Consider the following 16059-nt stretch of genomic DNA (forward strand, 5'->3'; position numbering starts at 1 on the left):
GGGAACCGGGCCCTCACGTCCGTCACGAGGGCGTGAAGGCCCGGTTCTCAGGCTTCCGGGGTGTCCGGGGAGTCCGGGGCGCCTTGGGCGTCGTACCCCGTGTCCGCCCCCGAGGTGGCGCCCTCGGGCAGTTCGGGGAGCGTGTACGTGCTGAGCGGTTCGCCGCCCGGGTCGGGGCGTACGGCCCCCAGCAGGGGGTTCGACGCCAGTGGCGAGACCTTCACCGTGGCGCCGGGCCTGGGTGCCTGCACCACGAGGCCGTCGCCGATGTAGAGAGCGACGTGGGTCGCCTCCGGGAAGTAGACCACCAGGTCGCCGGGGCGCAGCGAGCCGACCGGCACCTTCGGGAGCTGCCGCCACTGTTCCTGCGACGTGCGCGGGATGGCCCTGCCCGCCGTGGACCAGGCCTGCGAGGTGAGCCCGGAGCAGTCGTACGACTCCGGCCCCTCCGCACCCCACACGTAGGGCTTGCCGATCTGTTCGACGGCGTAGCGGACCGCCTCGCCGCCCTCCTCGGACGGCGGGCGGACGGAGCTGAGCGCTCCCGACGCGGTCAGCGCGTCCTGGGCCGCTCCGATGTTCTTCTCCTCCAGTTTCGCCACAGCCGTGAGCTGCTCCGCGGAGAGCGAGGCCAGCATCGCCTCGATGCCCTTCAGCCGTGACCGCACGGTGTTGCGCTGCTTCTTCTGCCGCCCGGCCAGCACCCGCTGCCGCTCCTGCGCCGCCCGGGACTTGGCCGCCAGGACCTCGGCGCGCTTCTCCGCGCCGGTGAGCCGGTCGACCACGGCCGACCGGCCGGCCTGGGCGCGCTCGATGACATGGCTCTGCTCCAGGGCGCGGGCCGGGTCGTCGGCCAGCAGCAGCCTCATGTACACGGAGAAGTCGGTGCTCCCCTGGTACTGGTCGCGCGCCAGGCGTCCGGCGTCCCGGCGCCCGGCGTTCAGCGCGCTCCGGGCCTCGGCCAGCTCGGTGCGGAGCTTCCTGGCCTCGGCGGTCCGCTTCCTCAGCTCCTCCTCGGTGCCGTTGTAGAGCTCACCGGCCTCCTCGGCCTTCCGGTAGAGCGTCTGCAGCTGCTTCAGGAGGCCGGCGACGCTCCCCGGTGCTCCGGGGGCCGGTGCGGGCGCCGGCTTCGGTCCCGATGGCTCGGCGACGGCGGGGGAGGCGGCGAAGACCGCGGCCAGGGCCGCGGTGCAGAGGGTGCGCGCGAACCTGCGTGACACGACATCACCTCCGGTGACAGGGGTGAGGCCGATTAATCGGACTACCCCACAAGTGCTCGGATCTCGTCCATCCGGTCACTCGGTCCCGGGTGATGCAAGCACCGCCCGGCGTGCCGCCGGGGGGATGCCCCGAACGGTGGACGCCTGGAAGTCACGCCACGGGGAACGCGTAGAAAGCCCGCTCGCGCTGCACGACAGCCGTTTTCCCGGTGGCCAGCACCCTGTAAGGCGCGCTGACCGTGGCGCCCTTCGGGTCCTGGGCCCCGATGTCCTGGAACTTCCACAGCCGGCGCCCGTCCGCCGCGGCGAACGCGGTCACCTGGGAGGCGTCCGCGGCAAGGAGCGTCTTCCCGCCACCGCTCAGCGTGAGCAGCGGGGCGTCGCCACCGAGCGGAACCTCGGTGGACCGCCGCCAGACCTGCTTTCCGGTCGTCCGCTCCACCGCGCCGACCTCCTGGTTGCGATTGGTGGTGTGGAGCAGTGTCCCGGCCGGGACGGGCGTGCCGAAGACGGACGACTCGGTGCCGTTCAGAGTCCAGACGGGCTTCCCCGTGCCCGTCTCGAAGGACTGGAGATCGTCGCCGACCGCGCCGTACAGCCGCCCCTCCCCGTCACCGGCCGCCGCGCCGCCGGGTGCGAGGTTGCCGAACTGACGGGTCCACAGCTGCTTGCCCGTGGTGCGGTCGAAGCAGCGGAACGACGCCTTGCCCTTGGCCGCCGCCGCGTCGGCGGCGGTGAGCGTGCCCGACTCCTGGCGTACGACGATGTCGGCGTCCCTGACGGCGGTCAGCCGGTAGGCCGGGGTGCCGGGCGCCCGGCCGGCGGGGACGGCGACGCGCCAGAGCTCCTCACGCCGCACGATGTCGTACGCGAAGAAGTACGCCTTGACGACCTGCTTGTCCTTGCCGGGTTTCTTGCCCTTCTTCGGCTTCGGCGCCTTCTCGGTGACGGTGTGGGAGCCGGTGAACCAGAGGACCGAGCCGGACAGTCCGGTGAGCGGAGCCACCTTCATGTTCGGTACGCCGGTGAACTGGTCCACGAAGCGCACCCGGTGCGCGATCCGCCCGTCCTTCGGCGACAGCCAGAGGAACTCGGTGGGGCTCGCCAGGAAGCAGAGGCCGTCCCCGGCCGCCAGGACCCCCTGGGCACCCGCGGCGTCGGCGCGCTCCCAGATCTTCCGCCCGGTCCGGAGGTCCACGGCGGTCGCCCCGGCCGTGTCCGTCAGCACCAGCAGCTCGTCCCGCCAGACGCCCGCGGTGAGCGGCGCCGGCGCGGCGGCCGGGTGGCTGTACATCCACCGGGGATCCGGCGCCCGGCCCGGGACCGAGGGGCGGGGCTCGGCGGCCGGCTTGTCGTCGGCCGCCGAGGCGGGCTCGTCGGACCCGAGGACGGACACGGCCGCCCCGCCCAGGACCAGCCCGGCCGCACCGGCGGCGACGGTGGTGAGCAGTGCGCGCCGGTTGGTGGCCGGGGCGGCCGCGGGGCGCGGTGCGGCCGCCGGCGCGGCGGCGGGCAGAGCGGCGGGCAGTGCCTGGGGGAACGGCGCGGATACGGCGGGGGCGCCCTGCGGTGCGGCGGACGGATAGGCGTACGGGTACGGCTGGGCGGACGCGGGCGGCGGGGAGTGCGGGGGTACGGGCGCGGCCGCCTCCTGCGGGACTGCGAGCTGTGTCGTGGCCCGGTCGGAGCGCGGTGCGCCCGCCCCGGTCCCCAGGAAACGGGTGGTCCGGCTGTCCTCGCCGATGTCGCCGCTGTCCGTGGGCACCGCGTCGGTGGGCTCGCCGTCGTCCTGCCCGGGGGCCCCGGCCGCCTCTGCGCGGACCGGCGCCTCCAGCGCACGCACCCGCGCCGCCTGGTCCGTCACGGCAGCCGACACCGGCGCGGGAAGCCAGCCGCCCTTGGCGAGGCCCGCCGCGCCCTCCAGTGCCAGTTCGGCGGCGGCCGCTCCGGCCCCGGGCCGGTCGTCCGGGTCCTTCGCCAGGCAGCGTGCGATCAGCGCGCGCAAATCGTCGGGTACGTCGCCGAGTTCGGCGGACCCGTGTGCGATCCGCTCCGCTGCCTCCTCCGCGGGGCCCTCGGCGAGCGGGGTCGTCCCTGTCGCCGCGTACGCCAGCAGCAGGCCCAGGACGAACAGGTCGGACGCCGGGCCCACGTCCCTGCCCTCGACCTGCTCGGGGGTGAGGTAGCCCAGCCGTACGGACAGCTGCCCGCCCTCCCGGGCCTCGGCGGAGGCGGCGGCCCCCAGAGGCCCGAACGCGGTCAGCCGGGGGCCGTCCTCGGCCAGCAGCACCGTCTCCGGCGCGAGCCCCTGGAGCACGGCCCCGGTGGCGTGGACCCGGGAGAGGGTCTCGGCCAGACCCGCGCCCAGTATCCGTACGGCACGCTCGGGCAGCGGGCCCGCGAGGCCGATCGCCTCGGCGAGCGTCACCGCGGGCACGTAGGCCGTGGCCGTCCACAGGTTGTCGTCGTCCGGCGTGGTGAGCGGCGGCTGCACCCAGCCGCCGGCCAGCCGCTCGGCGGTACGTGCCTCGGACCGGAAGCGGCGCCGGAAGGCGGGCACGGAGGCGAGGGCGGGCCGGGCCGCCGTCACTACGGCGAGATCGTCGCGGTCCTCGCCCCGGGTCAGGAAGTGCACGGCGCTCGCGCTCTCGCGGAGGCGCGCCAGCGTGGTGTACGGGCCGAAGTGGCGTGGATCGTCCTGACGCAGCGCCTCCATGGCGCACCCCCCTTGTGACCGTGCCCTCGGCACCTGAGCGCAGATCTTACGGGCGGGGGCCGCGATACCGCTCAGGACCCGCTGCGGGGCCTGGTCCAGGGCCACTTGGGGGCGAAGCGCTCACGGCCCTCCGGGGCGTACTCGTACACCCAGCCACGCTGCAGCCCGAGCCGCTTCGAATAGCCCGCCGGAGCGCGCCGGTAGGCGTACACGGTGGCGGGCCCGCCGTCGGCGTCCGGCACCGGGACCTCGTACCACTTGGGCGGATGGCCGGTCGGCCCGAGCAGGACGGGCAGCACCCGGCCGTCCAGGGGACCGCCGCGGAAGGGCGTGTTCTCGCTTTTCACGGTGCCAGTCTGACCCAGGCGGCGGGGCGTGGCCCCTCGGCCCGTAGGGTGCGGCCAGTACGTACGGCCCTGGTGGGGCCGAAATCCGATCGGTGCGACGGGGGCGGGGACGGATGCGGCGCTGGGTGAAGGTGTCGGTGGCGGCTGCTGTGGTCCTGTGCGTGGGCGGCTATGCGGCGCAGCCCTACGTGAAGGAGTGGGCGTTGATCGGCGACGCTTGCGGCGGAGGGCTTCCCCGGGACGCCGCGAAGCAGTTGACGCCGGAGGACTCCTTCCTGGATTCCGAGGAGTCGACGACCACAGAGGGGGTTGGTTCCTACACCTGCGAGGTCACCCTCGCGGGCGGGGAGTCGGACGGTGACCGGTTCGTCTCGGTGGCCGCGTACACCCGGCGTGACGACCAGGACCGTGAGTTCAAGTCCGCTTTCGAGCGCGGATTCCAACTGCAGGCACCGCTGCCGGACGGGATGCCGGGGTTCGTGGACCACTACGGGGCCGTTCTCCTTCTCGTGCCCTGCCCGGACCTGCCCGCGGACGACGACGGCAGGAAGCGCAAGCTTCTGGTCCGTGTCAGCATGGGGCGGGACGTACTCACCGGAATCCCCGGAGCCGCCCACCGGACGGCCGCAGCGCTCACCGGCGCGGCCTCGGACCGACTCGGCTGTGGTGCAAAGCCCCTGAAGGTCCCGGAGCCGGCGGCACCGCTGGCCGACCCGGAAGACGATCGGAAGCGGGTGCCGGTGGCGCGGGCCGAGGGGACGGCCTGCGGCTGGGCGACCAAGGCGGGGCTGCCCACGGACGGTGACTGGCAGATCGCCGTGGGAGCCAACAACGCTGCACCCAGCGGTCGTTGCGATCTGGTTCCCGCGGAGGACGGGAAGGATACGCAGGATTTCCCCAGGCTCCTCCTCGCCTCCTGGTACGGCGACTGGAGCAACCGCGTCGCCACCCACGAGCAAGCGGGGGTGCCCTCGTCCATGACCGCCACCGCGCAGTGCCAGGGCGAGGCCGCCAACTACGCGCTTGTGGCGTCCGATGACATCCCGGGGGTCGGGGCAACGGACAGACAGCGGATGCTGAAACTGTTCGCCGAGGACGAGGTACGGCGGCGCGGCTGCTCCGGCCTGCGCTTCCACTTCTGACGGGCCGCCGGCCGAGCAGGAGCGCGGGCGGGCCTCAGAAGAGCCGCAGCCACAGGGCCCGGACATAGGAGTTGTCCATCTGCTGCTTCATGGCCGTGGCACGCCGCACCGGCACGCCACGCTCCTTCGCCCAGTCGTCCAGCACGGTGAACAGCTGGTGCCGGCCGTCGGTGAGGTCACCCTCCATCGGCCCGGCCACCGGCCGGTCGGCGATGTCGCCCATCGCCGGACGCGAGTCCAGCTGCTTCCCGGCGGGCCGGAAGGTGCCGCGGGTGTGGCGGCGTACGGCGCGGTCGAACGCGGCGAGATCGGGGATGGTGCGGTTCCTGGCGTACTCGGCCCGGTACTTCATGAGCGTGCCTACGCGGTCGGCGATGGCCTCGAGGTCGTTGTCGGGCCAGCCCGTCGGGGTGGAGCTGTCCGGGCGCGACGGGGGACGGAAGTCCGGGTCACCGCCGTCGTCGGTGAGACGCTCCAGGTAGTGCGCGAGGCCGGCCCGCTCGGCGTCGTAGAGGATCGCGAATGCCTCCGGGTCCTTGCTGAGTTCCTCGACCAGGTCCTCGATGTCCGGGTCCGCGTCCACGCTGCTGTCGGCGTACTCGAAGACGGCGTGCGCCTCGCCCGGGGCGAGGAAGCGGCCGAGCTTCGCATAGCCGTCGGCGTCGGGCCGTGCCTTCTCCGGCCCGGCGGCGGGGCCGCGGGCCTTGGTCCAGGCCCACGAGTGGTCCCGTCCGGCGTCCACCACGTACTCGGCCACCATGCGGGCCATGCCCGGCGCCAGGCCCTCCGGGAGTTCGATGTCGTTCACGGCGGACGCCACCGCGTAGGCCGCCCGGGCCTGCGCCACGGTGTGCGGCCTGCCGGGGCCCGTGGCACGCGTGGCGCCGTCCACGATGTGCCCGAGCACCTGCGCGCCGTCACCGCACACGTGCTCGTGCCTCAGGAGCTTCCTCGCCGCTCCGATGCCCGCGAGATCGTCCCCGGGATCGAGTGCCTCGGTGGCTGCCCCGGGGTCGTCCGCGAGCGCGCGGGCCGAGGCGGGCAGGCGGTGGCAGGCCCCTTCGGAGGAGTCGTCGGAGCCGGAGAGGACCAGGGGAATCGTCACCCCGGCCGCGAGGACCAGGAACGCCGCCGCGAAGACGGCCGACCGGTGCGCCCTCAGCCGGCGCAGCCGGCCGCCGGGTCCTGTGCCGTCGGCTGCCGCGTCGTCCAAGCCGCCACTGTCGTCGTTGCTTCCCCCGTCACGCATCCGGGCAGACTAGCGACCGCCGGCATGCGGGTTACCCCCGGGGATCAGTCCACCGGCCCGGCCCCGGGTGCCGCGTCCTCAGGGGACAGCAGGTGTGCGGCCCGGCCGGCCACCGGGATGATCAGTGTCGCCAGCCGCCCGGCGGGGCCGTCGGCGGTCTCCTGGCCCAGCAGGTCCGCCACCACCGCCTCCGTCTCCTGGTCCGAGGCCGCCGTGGCCGCGAGCAGGGCCATCAGGTGGTCGACCAGCCAGCCCCGCAGGTCCGAGGCGGCCGGCTGCTTCTCCTCGTCCAGCCAGATCAGGGACGCCGCCTCCACGGCCGCGATCCAGGTGCGCACCATCATCCGCAGGCGTGGCCCGGCGGGTTCCTGGCCCGGGCCGCCGCCCCGGCCCAGGTGGAGCAGGATCTGCTCGGCCGCCGACCGGCGCACACCGTCCACGATCGTGGAGGTGCGCGAGGTCTCGGCCACACTGCCCCCGCGCAGCAAGGCGCTGAAGCCGGCGTCGTGCTGGTCGACGAAGCCGAGGTAGCGGTCGAGGACCCGGCTGACGCGCTCGGTCGGCGGCCCGACGGCGGGTTCCGCGAAGCAGAGCGTCAGCTGGTCGGCGGCGGACCCGAGGGCCGCCTCGTACAACTGCTGCCTGCCGCCGGGGAAGTAGCGGTAGACCAGTGGGCGGGAGACCCCGGCCGCTGCCGCCACCTCGTCGATCGACACGTCGTCCGGCGCCCGGTGGGCGAAGAGCGTGAGCGCCGCGCCCAGCAGTTGGGCGCGGCGCTCCTCGACACCGAGCCGTCGGTATGCGCGGGCCGGCGGTGCTGCGGGTGCGGAGGTCATACTCCGAAGCCTAAGCGCTACCCCCAGTAGGGGGGCCGGCCTCAGGCCAGCAGACCCGAGCTCTTCCACAGCCTGCGACCCACCCCGTTGAGGACGCCGATGTCGTCGAAGAAGTCCGTGAGCCGCTTCGCTCCCGTCTGCATGACCTCCGCCCGGTGGCCGCTCGCCTTCACCTGGGCGACGGCCTCGTGGCGGTCCAGGCCGACGTTCTCGTACACCTGCGGGTTGACGAAGCAGACGGAGAACACGCGTGCCGCCTCACCACAGTTGAGCCGGGTGAGCCTGCGCTGCCAGGGCGGCGCGGTGACCATCTGGCGGCGCAGCTCCTCGCGTGCGTAGCGCACGTGCCGCGCCTCCTCGACCACATGGATGCGGGTCACGCCGCGTACGAGCGACTGGACGCGGTCGTCGGGGAAGGTCAGCCGCTGCATCCAGTCCAGGATCTCCTCGCCGAGCAGGGTCGCGGCGAACGAACCGGGGGTGGTGGAGACGGTCTTCAGCACCCGCGCCAGGTTGTGGTAGCGCCGGGGGACCGGGTAGGCGGGAGCGCCGCCCCACTCGATCATGCGGGCGAACATCATGGAGTGCCGGCACTCGTCGGCTATCTCCGTGAGGGCGTAGCGGACGTGTTTGCTGGTCACGGACTTGTCGTAGATGTGCCGGACGAGCAGCTGCATCAGGATGATCTCGAACCAGATCCCCAGCGAGGCCAGCGACGCCGCCTCGTGGCGGGCCAGGTCCATCCGCTGCTCCTCGGACATCTTGTGCCACAGCGGGGTGTCGTAGAGGGAGACCAGCTCGGGCGGCCAGAACCACTTGCCGTCCTCGACGGCCGAATCCCAGTCGAGCTCGGTGTCCGGGTCGAAGGAGTGCTTGGCCGAGGCCTCGAGCAGGCGGGCCGCCACCTGTTCGCGGTCCTTGAGGGGACCGAGCGCATCGCGCAGCGCCTGAAAGTCCTCGTCGGTCACTGTCGTCACGGCTGAAGACACCTCGCAGAGGGGTTACCGGCGGTCAAGTTTCCGCTCATGAATTATGAGACTGCCTGTCAGCAAGGGAGTCAATCCCTCGCGCCCGACTTGTTGACCGCGCGTCTACCAACGTGTGAACCTGCCAACTGACGTCAGCACCACGGAATGCACGATCCTCGCCGGGCGAAGGAGCTGTCCGTGTCGACACACGACCTCTACACCACCCCACCCCCCGCGCCGACATGGCAGGTGCCTGCCACGGGTGCGGCCCGGTTCAGCTGGGACTACGACGACGGCCGCGAACGCCTCCTCGCCCTCTACCAGAAGGGCAAGGACAAGCAGTGGGACGGCAACAAGCGCATCGACTGGAGCCTGGAGGTCGACCCCGCCGACCCGCTCGGCACCCCCGACGAGGCCCTCACCCTCTACGGCACCCCGCACTGGGCGAAGATGACCGAGAGGGACCGAGGCGAACTGCGCAAGCACTACACCTCCTGGCAGTTCAGCCAGTTCCTCCACGGTGAGCAGGGCGCCATGGTCTGCGCCGCGCGGATCGTGGAGTCGGTCCCCGACCTGGACGCGAAGTTCTACTCCGCGACCCAGACCATGGACGAGGCGCGCCACGCGGAGATCTACGGCCGCTTCCTGCACGAGAAGATCGGGATGCTCTACCCGGTCAACGACAACCTCCAGGGGCTGCTCGGCGACACCCTGCGCGACTCCCGCTGGGACATGCCCTACCTCGGCATGCAGGTCCTCATCGAAGGGCTCGCGCTCGCCGCGTTCGGCATGATCCGGGACACCACGACCAGGCCGCTGCCCAAGCAGATCCTCGCCTACGTGATGCAGGACGAGGCCCGGCACGTGGCCTTCGGGCGGATGGCGCTGCGCGACTACTACAAGCAGCTGAGCGACGCCGAACTGCGCGAGCGCGAGGAGTTCGTCATCGAGGGCTGCTACCTCATGCGCGACCGGCTCAGCGGTGTCGAGGTCCTGGAGAACTTCGGCATCGGCAAGCAGGAGGCCAAGGATCTCTCCGAGCACTCGGAGTATCTCCAGCTCTTCCGCAAGCTGCTCTTCAGCCGGATCGTCCCCTGCGTGAAGGACATCGGCCTCTGGGGTGAGCGGCTCCAGAAGGCCTACGTCGACATGGGTGTCTTCGAGCTGGGTGACTCGAATCTGGACCTCCTGATGGCCCAGGACGAGGAGATAGCCGAGCAGCTCGACCGGGAGCGCTTCGCGGTGGAGGAGCAGGAGCGGGTCGCGGAGGTCGCGGAGGCGATCGCGGAGGGCGGGACGGACTGAACGGAGGCCGTGGCGCAGCCTCAGCCCTCCTCGGGGATCTCGATGGTCCTGCCGTTCTCGTCGATGGTCCGGGTCTCCCAGTACGTGTACCACTTGTCGTCCACGCGCTCCGGGACCTTGCCCTCCGGGTAGCGGGCGTAGCCCTTGGGCGGCTCCTCGTCGTCGGACACGCACGCACTGCCGGCGCTTCCCACCGCCAGGACCGGGTATTCGCCGCCCCCGCACACGGCGTCCTGCATCGAGCAGGCGGTGGTGAGCAGGGCGACCGTCACGCCGGCCAGGGCGAGCCCGAGCGTGGTGCGGGACGGGGCGTGGAGTCGGTTGGCCGTGCGCATGGCGGGGCTCCCTCTGGTGGGTGACTGACGGTGCCCAGCCTGCCTTGGCCGGAGAGGAGAAGCGTGAGCCTCCGTACTCATATCCGGTGTACGTACCGGGTGCGCGGGCGGAGGATGGCGCCATGAACACGCCTCCCGGCCATGGTGATTCCGCAGCGGCCTGCCGCAGCCTCGAAGCACTCGCCCTCGGCGACGCCTTCGGGGAGCGGTGGTTCCCGCTCTTCCGGCCGCCCCGGCAGGCCTACGCCGAGGTCCGGGCGCGCCGTACCCCGCACGAGCCCGTGTGGCACTGGACCGACGACACCGCGCTGGCGCTGGCCCTGCAGCGGGTCCTCGACGAGTACGGGCAGGTCGAGCAGGACCGGCTCGCCCTGTACTACGCCCTGGCCTTCGACGCGGACCAGGCCCGCGGTTACGGCCACGGCATGCACGTGCTGCTGCCGGAGCTGCTGACCTCACCGGGCGACTGGCGCACCCTCGCGCCGGGGCTCTTCGAGGGCGGCAGCCTCGGCAACGGAGCGGCGATGCGGGTCGCGCCGCTCGGGGCCCGCTTCCACGCGGACCTCGGGCACGCCGCCGAGCAGGCCGTGCTCTCGGCGGTCGTCACCCACGCCCACCCGGAGGGCGTCGCCGGCGCGGTGGCGGTCGCGGTAGCCGCGGCGCTGTCGGCGCGTGGGGAGTTCACGCTGGAGGCGGTCGCCGGCCGCACACCGGAGGGGCTGGTGCGCGACGGCGTGCTCCGTGCGGCGGAGGTGCCGTTCGCCGCCGAGCCGTGGAAGGCCGCCGACCTCCTGGGCAACGGGAGCCGGATCAGGGCCGACGACACCGTGCCGTTCGCACTGTGGACCGCCGCCCGGCACCCCGGTGACCTGGAGGCCGCCCTGTGGTCGACGGCGGAGGGCTTCGGGGACGTGGACACCACGTGTGCCATCACCGGAGGCGTCGTCGGGGCGGCGACCGGGGTGGAGGACGTCCCCGCCGAGTGGCGCCGCCGGCGGGAACCGCTGAGCTGACGGGGCGTGACACTCAGGCCGTTCCGACAGTCTGTACGTCGAATTCCTGTTCGCCGTAGTGACGTAACGTGAGCGCATGAGCATGCCGCCGCAGCCACCGCCGGGCCCGTACGGGCCGCCCCCGCCCCAGCACGGTCCGTACGGGCAACAGCCCCCGGCCGGCGCCCCGTACCCGCCGCAGCAGCCTGCCTACGCCTACCCGCCGCAGCAGCCGGCCCCGGCGTACCCGCCGCAGGGCCCGCCCGGCGCCCCCGGCCCGTGGGGTGGGCCCGGCATGCCGCCGGGAACGCCCGGGTGGCAGCCGCAGCAGCCGCGCAAGACGCGCACCGGGCTCATCGTCGGCCTCGTCCTCGGGGTGTGCGTCCTCGTCCTGGGGATCGGCTTCGGCGCGTTCACGCTGATCGGCAAGGGCGCCGACGCGGCGTTCCCCGCGGCCACGCACGAGCTCGTGGTTCCGAAGACGCTGCTGGACGAGGAGTTCACCCTCAGCCAGGACCTGTCGGACACGGAGGGGAAGGAGATCGAGGACGCGCCCGACCCCAGCATCCGAGGCGGGAAGGCCGCCATCGCGCAGTACATGTCGGACGAGGGCGGTGTCCTGGTCCTCTCGGGGCTGTACGGGCGGCTGGCGAGCCCCGCGTCCACGCGGGGCTCGATCCTGAAGGGAGCGGCCGAGGCGGACGGCGCGACCGTGGTCGTGCCCCCCGAGGAGTTCGAGCCCGACGGCTACGGCGTCACGGTGGAGTGCCAGGTCGTGCGGTCCACCGACATGGGCGTGACGGCCGACGCCCCGATGTGCGCCTGGGGTGACGGGAACACCGCGGCCATGATCGCCGTGATCCGCTCCGACGAGGTGGCTCAGGACGGGACGTCCGTCGACCTGGCGAAGGCCGCCGGGGAGACGGCCAGGATCCGGGCGGAGATCCGCAAGCCGATCGGCTGAGGGGCGGTCAGCCGAGCGTGCTCTCCAGGGCGCGGGCCATGCCGAGCAGCGCCGCTTCGGTCCCACGGCCGGTCACCAGCTGGAGACCGGCCGGGCAGCCGTCCGGCGTGAAACCGGCGGGCAGGCTCGCCGCCGGATGGCCGCTGAGGTTGAAGGCCCAGGTGAGCGCCGTGGAGTATATGTCCCCCGGGCCCTCGTGGCCGTGCGGCGGCGTGGGCGCGACCGGGGTGAGCAGCAAGGGTGCCCGGGCGAAAAGGGCGTCGAGCGCCCGGTTGTTGACGGCGCGGAGCCGCTCGGTGGAGGGTGTCGGGCGCCCCGCGCGCACCGCGGACCACGCCTCCGCAGGGTCGAGCAGTTCGCAGGAGCCCGGCAGGAGGCGGACCACTCCCGCCGCCACCAGCCGGCCGACCGCCCGCCGTGTCACGTCCGCGACCACCGGGTCGACCCGGACGAAGCCCAGGTCGGGACTGTAGACCGCTGGAACGGGGAGCCGCGCGGGCTGCGGCACGTACCCGTCCGTCACGTGGCGCAGATAGTCCTCCGCCCGTACCGCTGAGCTCGCGAGGACACCGGGGGATGCCAGACCCGTGCGGTCGGGGGAGGGCAGCAGGCCCTGCGTCGTCTTCAGACCGAACACTCCGCACCACGCGGCGGGGATCCGTACCGAGCCCGCTCCGTCGCTGCCCGTCGCCAGCTCCACCATGCCCGCGGCGACCGCCACGGCGGACCCCGCCGACGATCCGCCGGGAGTCCGGTCGGGGCGCCACGGGTTGACCGTACGGCCGTGCGCCCCCTGACCCCATGTCTGCCACCGGGTGCCGGGGCCCGGTACGGAGGTCGATCCGACCGGTACGCCGCCCGCGGCGGTCAGCCGGCGGGCGGCGTACGAGCGGATGCCCGCGTGGCCCTTCACGGCGAACGGCAGCCCGGCGAGCGGGAGACGGGCCGCTGCCTCCGACCTGGCCCGTGCCTCCTCGTGCCAGACCTCCGTGAACGCGCACAGTTCCGGGTCGAGCCGGTCGATCAGGGCGAGAGACGCTTCGAGAGCCGCTGTCATGGCACCAGTGTCCCGGGGGCGGCCGCCCCCGGGACCGCAGCCCTCAGCGTCCGGGGGCGGTCGCCCCCGGGCCCCGCCCTCAGTCCTCCAGCGCCGCCTCCATCACCGCCCGGGCGATCGGAGCCGCGTTGCCGCCCCCGCTGACGTCGGCCCGGTCGGCCGCCGCGTCCTCCACCACCACCGCCACGGCGACCGCCGGGCGGCCGGAGTCCGGTGCCTGCGCCCAGGCGATGAACCAGGCATATGGCGTACCGGAGTTGTCGACCCCGTGCTGCGCCGTGCCCGTCTTGCCGCCGACCGTCACCCCGTCGATCGCCGCGTTCGTGCCGGTGCCGTCCTCCACGACATCGACCATCATCCGCTGGAGCTGCTGGGCCGTCGTCGGGCTCATCGCCTGGTGGTACGAGTCCGAGCCCTGCTGCCGGACCGTGTCCCCGTCGTCGGTGGTCACCCGGTCCACCAGGTGGGGGCGTCTCAGGTCGCCGCCGTTCGCGACCGCCGAGGCCACCATGGCCATCTGGAGCGGGGTCGCCGTCGTGTCGAACTGGCCGATCGAGGACTGGGCCAGCTGGTCGTCGCTCATGTCCGAGTCGAAATTGCTGCGGGCCACCCGGGAGGGGATCTTCAGGTCGTCGTCGTTGAAGCCGAACCTGTCCACCGCCTCCAGCATCCCGTCAAGCCCCACCTCGACGCCGAGATGCGCCATCACCGTGTTGCAGGAGACCCGGATCGCCTCCGCCAGGGACGCCTTCTCGCAGCCGCGCGCCTCGTTGGGCAGCACGGTCGAGGTGCCGGGCAGGACGTACGGGGACGGCGTGTCGGTCTCCGCGTCCGGATCGGTGACCACCTCCGCGTCCAGCGCCGCGGCCGCGGTCACGATCTTGAAGGCCGAACCGGGCGGATAGGTCTGCCGGATGGCCCGGTTGAGCATCGGCCGGCTCTGCGCGCGGTTGAGCCGCGCCCAGGCGTCCGTGACGGCGGAGCCGGTGCCGGAGAGGACCTCGGGGTCGTAGGAGGGGGAGGAGACCAGCGCCAGGATCCGGCCGGTGGACGGGTCGAGGGCGGCTACCGCGCCGCGCCGGCCGTCCAGGCCCTCGTACGCCGCGCGTTGCACCGAGTCCTCGATCGTGGTGACGACGTTGCCGCCGGGCTGCCGGCTGCGGGTGATGTCCCCCCACAGCGGCAGCGGGGCCAGGATCGGATCGGTGCCGGAGAGGACACCGTCCTCCGCGTTCTCCAGCAGCGTGGTGCCGTACGTCTGCGAGGCGTAGCCCGTCACCGGCGCGTACAGCGGACCGTGCCGGTAGGTGCGCTCGTACGCGAGCTGCTCGCCGGTGTTCTTCGACCCGGTGACGGGCTCGTCGCCCACCAGGATGTTGCCGCGCGGCTGGTCGTAACGGTCGATGGTGGTGCGGCGGTTGGCGGAGTTGGTGGTGAGTTCGTCGGCCTCGAAGAGCTGGACACGTGCGGCGTTGGCCAGCAGGGCGAGGAGCAGGAGCAGGCAGAATCCGGCGGCGTGCCGGATGTGGCGGATCATCGTCCCTCCCCGGCCGGCACGGTCTCCGTATCGGGGTCAGGTGTGCGGGCCACGTCGCTGACCCGGATGAGCAGCGCCACGATGATCCAGTTGGTGACCACGGACGATCCGCCCTGGGCCAGGAAGGGCATCGCCATGCCGGTCAGCGGGATCAGCCCCATCACCCCGCCCGCGATCACGAAGACCTGGAGCGCCAGGATCGAGGCGAGGCCGACCGACAGGAGCCGTCCGAAGGGGTCCCGCAGGGCGAGGCCCGCACGGAAGCCGCGGGCGACGAGCAGGGCGTACAGCAGGAAGATCGCGGTGAGCCCGGCCAGGCCGAGCTCCTCGCCGGCGGTGGCCAGGATGAAGTCGGACTTGGCGGCGAAACCGATGAGGATGGAGTGGCCGAGCCCGAGACCGGTGCCGAGCATGCCGCCCGCCGCGAACGCGAAGAGGGACTGCGCGAGCTGGCTGGGTCCCTGGCCCGCGTTGATCGTGGCGTACGGGTCCAGCCAGTCCTCCACCCTGCTGTGCACATGGGGTTCGAACGAGCCGACGGCGAAGGCGCCGGCCGCCGCGAGGAGCAGCCCGACCGCGATCCACCCGGTCCTGCCGGTGGCCACGTAGAGCAGGATCACGAAGAGGCCGAAGAAGAGCAGCGAGGTGCCCAGGTCCCGTTCGAGGACGAGGACGCCGACGCTGAGCAGCCAGATCGCGACGATCGGGCCCAGCACCCGGCCGGTGGGGAACTGGAGCTTCCAGATCCTGCGGCCGGTGTAGGCGAGCGCGTTGCGGTTCGCCGCGAGGTACGCGGCGAAGAAGACGGCGAGCAGGATCTTGGCGAACTCGCCGGGCTGGAAGGAGAGTCCGCCGATCCTGATCCAGATCTTGGCCCCGTTCACCGCCGGGAAGAAGATCGGCACGATCATGAGGACGAGGGCGGTCGCGACCGACAGATAGGCGTACCGCTGGAGCACTCGGTGGTCGCGGAGGAACACCACCACCGCGATGAAGAACGCGACCCCGAGCGTGGACCAGATCAGCTGCGTCGTCGCCGCCCGGTCGCTCGGGGTCTCCAGGTCCAGCCGGTAGATCAGCACCAGGCCCAGTCCGTTGAGCAGCACGGCGATGGGCAGCAGCAGCGGATCGGCGAACGGGGCGCGGAAGCGGACCGCGAGGTGGGCGAGCAGGGCGAGGAGGCCGAGACCGGCGCCGTACCCGGCGACATCGGGCGGCACGGCGTCGTTCCGGGCGAGGCCGACGGCGGCGTAGCCGTAGACGGAGATGAGCACGGCCCCGATCAGGAGCGAGAGCTCGACCCCGCGCCGCTTGGGCAGGCGTAGCTCGGGCGGGCGTGCCTCCGCCGTCGTTGCGGTCATGCCCCGCAACGTAGCAAGAGGCGGGTGTTA

At 72.8% G+C, this 16059-nt stretch carries 14 protein-coding genes; 4 read left to right on the forward strand and 10 right to left on the reverse strand.

What is annotated here, in order from left to right:
• Positions 1 to 47: 47 nt before the first annotated feature.
• The 3 genes from ACIQM3_RS05180 to ACIQM3_RS05190 all read right to left on the reverse strand — a co-directional run bounded on the left by ACIQM3_RS05180 (position 48) and on the right by ACIQM3_RS05190 (position 4283).
• A complete protein-coding gene (locus ACIQM3_RS05180) occupies positions 48 to 1220 on the reverse strand; it encodes an NlpC/P60 family protein (RefSeq protein WP_401618942.1) in 1173 nt (390 codons plus the stop codon).
• A 151-nt stretch (positions 1221 to 1371) separates the two neighbouring features.
• Complete coding sequence (locus ACIQM3_RS05185) at positions 1372 to 3936, reverse strand: PQQ-binding-like beta-propeller repeat protein (protein WP_401618945.1); 2565 nt, start codon at positions 3934 to 3936, stop codon at positions 1372 to 1374.
• Between the two features lie 71 nt (positions 3937 to 4007).
• The gene (locus tag ACIQM3_RS05190; protein WP_401618948.1) at positions 4008 to 4283 is read right to left on the reverse strand and encodes a hypothetical protein; all 276 of its coding nucleotides are present in this window, start codon (positions 4281 to 4283) and stop codon (positions 4008 to 4010) included.
• A 137-nt stretch (positions 4284 to 4420) separates the two neighbouring features.
• Between ACIQM3_RS05190 and ACIQM3_RS05195 the strand changes: the two genes are divergently transcribed.
• The gene (locus ACIQM3_RS05195; protein ID WP_401618951.1) at positions 4421 to 5425 is read left to right on the forward strand and encodes a hypothetical protein; all 1005 of its coding nucleotides are present in this window, start codon (positions 4421 to 4423) and stop codon (positions 5423 to 5425) included.
• Between the two features lie 34 nt (positions 5426 to 5459).
• Here ACIQM3_RS05195 and ACIQM3_RS05200 read toward each other — a convergent pair whose 3' ends face one another.
• Genes ACIQM3_RS05200 through ACIQM3_RS05210 form a run of 3 tightly spaced genes read right to left on the reverse strand, consistent with a single transcriptional unit; the run spans position 5460 to position 8487 of the window.
• A complete protein-coding gene (locus ACIQM3_RS05200; protein WP_401618954.1) occupies positions 5460 to 6674 on the reverse strand; it encodes a hypothetical protein in 1215 nt (404 codons plus the stop codon).
• A gap of 44 nt (positions 6675 to 6718) precedes the next feature.
• Positions 6719 to 7510 carry a TetR/AcrR family transcriptional regulator gene (locus ACIQM3_RS05205; protein ID WP_401618957.1) on the reverse strand — a complete coding sequence of 264 codons (792 nt, stop codon included), beginning with the start codon at positions 7508 to 7510 and terminating at the stop codon, positions 6719 to 6721.
• Between the two features lie 41 nt (positions 7511 to 7551).
• Positions 7552 to 8487 (reverse strand): diiron oxygenase, encoded by a 936-nt coding sequence (locus ACIQM3_RS05210; RefSeq protein ID WP_401618960.1) that lies wholly within the window; start codon positions 8485 to 8487, stop codon positions 7552 to 7554.
• 189 nt (positions 8488 to 8676) lie between these two features.
• Here ACIQM3_RS05210 and ACIQM3_RS05215 point away from each other — a divergent pair, with 189 nt between their 5' ends.
• Positions 8677 to 9783 (forward strand): ferritin-like domain-containing protein, encoded by a 1107-nt coding sequence (locus tag ACIQM3_RS05215; protein WP_401618962.1) that lies wholly within the window; start codon positions 8677 to 8679, stop codon positions 9781 to 9783.
• A 20-nt stretch (positions 9784 to 9803) separates the two neighbouring features.
• Here ACIQM3_RS05215 and ACIQM3_RS05220 read toward each other — a convergent pair whose 3' ends face one another.
• Positions 9804 to 10118, reverse strand: coding sequence for an SCO0607 family lipoprotein (locus ACIQM3_RS05220; RefSeq protein ID WP_401618965.1), 315 nt, complete (start codon positions 10116 to 10118; stop codon positions 9804 to 9806).
• Positions 10119 to 10240: 122 nt separating this feature from the next.
• On the opposite strand from ACIQM3_RS05220, the gene ACIQM3_RS05225 reads away from it, so the two are divergent.
• Both ACIQM3_RS05225 and ACIQM3_RS05230 read left to right on the forward strand, forming a co-directional pair.
• A complete protein-coding gene (locus ACIQM3_RS05225) occupies positions 10241 to 11131 on the forward strand; it encodes an ADP-ribosylglycohydrolase family protein (RefSeq protein ID WP_401618968.1) in 891 nt (296 codons plus the stop codon).
• A 76-nt stretch (positions 11132 to 11207) separates the two neighbouring features.
• The gene (locus ACIQM3_RS05230; protein WP_401618971.1) at positions 11208 to 12074 is read left to right on the forward strand and encodes a hypothetical protein; all 867 of its coding nucleotides are present in this window, start codon (positions 11208 to 11210) and stop codon (positions 12072 to 12074) included.
• A gap of 7 nt (positions 12075 to 12081) precedes the next feature.
• On the opposite strand, the gene ACIQM3_RS05235 is transcribed toward ACIQM3_RS05230, so the two are convergent.
• The 3 genes from ACIQM3_RS05235 to ACIQM3_RS05245 all read right to left on the reverse strand — a co-directional run bounded on the left by ACIQM3_RS05235 (position 12082) and on the right by ACIQM3_RS05245 (position 16029).
• Positions 12082 to 13131 (reverse strand): amidase family protein, encoded by a 1050-nt coding sequence (locus ACIQM3_RS05235; protein WP_401618974.1) that lies wholly within the window; start codon positions 13129 to 13131, stop codon positions 12082 to 12084.
• A gap of 79 nt (positions 13132 to 13210) precedes the next feature.
• Positions 13211 to 14668 carry a peptidoglycan D,D-transpeptidase FtsI family protein gene (locus ACIQM3_RS05240; protein WP_401618977.1) on the reverse strand — a complete coding sequence of 486 codons (1458 nt, stop codon included), beginning with the start codon at positions 14666 to 14668 and terminating at the stop codon, positions 13211 to 13213.
• Positions 14665 to 16029 carry an FtsW/RodA/SpoVE family cell cycle protein gene (locus ACIQM3_RS05245; protein WP_401618980.1) on the reverse strand — a complete coding sequence of 455 codons (1365 nt, stop codon included), beginning with the start codon at positions 16027 to 16029 and terminating at the stop codon, positions 14665 to 14667. Before ACIQM3_RS05245 ends, ACIQM3_RS05240 begins: the two co-directional genes overlap by 4 nt.
• Positions 16030 to 16059: the final 30 nt, after the last annotated feature.

The sequence above is a fragment of the Streptomyces sp. NPDC091271 genome, from assembly GCF_044757505.1.
Lineage (GTDB): Bacteria > Actinomycetota > Actinomycetes > Streptomycetales > Streptomycetaceae > Streptomyces.

Coding starts and splice junctions, on each gene's coding strand:
- ACIQM3_RS05220 (WP_401618965.1), bottom strand. CDS start 10,118: ATGCGCACGGCCAACCGACTCCACGCCCCGTCCCGCACCACGCTCGGG.
- ACIQM3_RS05225 (WP_401618968.1), top strand. CDS start 10,241: ATGAACACGCCTCCCGGCCATGGTGATTCCGCAGCGGCCTGCCGCAGC.
- ACIQM3_RS05185 (WP_401618945.1), bottom strand. CDS start 3,936: ATGGAGGCGCTGCGTCAGGACGATCCACGCCACTTCGGCCCGTACACC.
- ACIQM3_RS05230 (WP_401618971.1), top strand. CDS start 11,208: ATGAGCATGCCGCCGCAGCCACCGCCGGGCCCGTACGGGCCGCCCCCG.
- ACIQM3_RS05245 (WP_401618980.1), bottom strand. CDS start 16,029: ATGACCGCAACGACGGCGGAGGCACGCCCGCCCGAGCTACGCCTGCCC.
- ACIQM3_RS05205 (WP_401618957.1), bottom strand. CDS start 7,510: ATGACCTCCGCACCCGCAGCACCGCCGGCCCGCGCATACCGACGGCTC.
- ACIQM3_RS05235 (WP_401618974.1), bottom strand. CDS start 13,131: ATGACAGCGGCTCTCGAAGCGTCTCTCGCCCTGATCGACCGGCTCGAC.
- ACIQM3_RS05240 (WP_401618977.1), bottom strand. CDS start 14,668: ATGATCCGCCACATCCGGCACGCCGCCGGATTCTGCCTGCTCCTGCTC.
- ACIQM3_RS05200 (WP_401618954.1), bottom strand. CDS start 6,674: ATGCGTGACGGGGGAAGCAACGACGACAGTGGCGGCTTGGACGACGCG.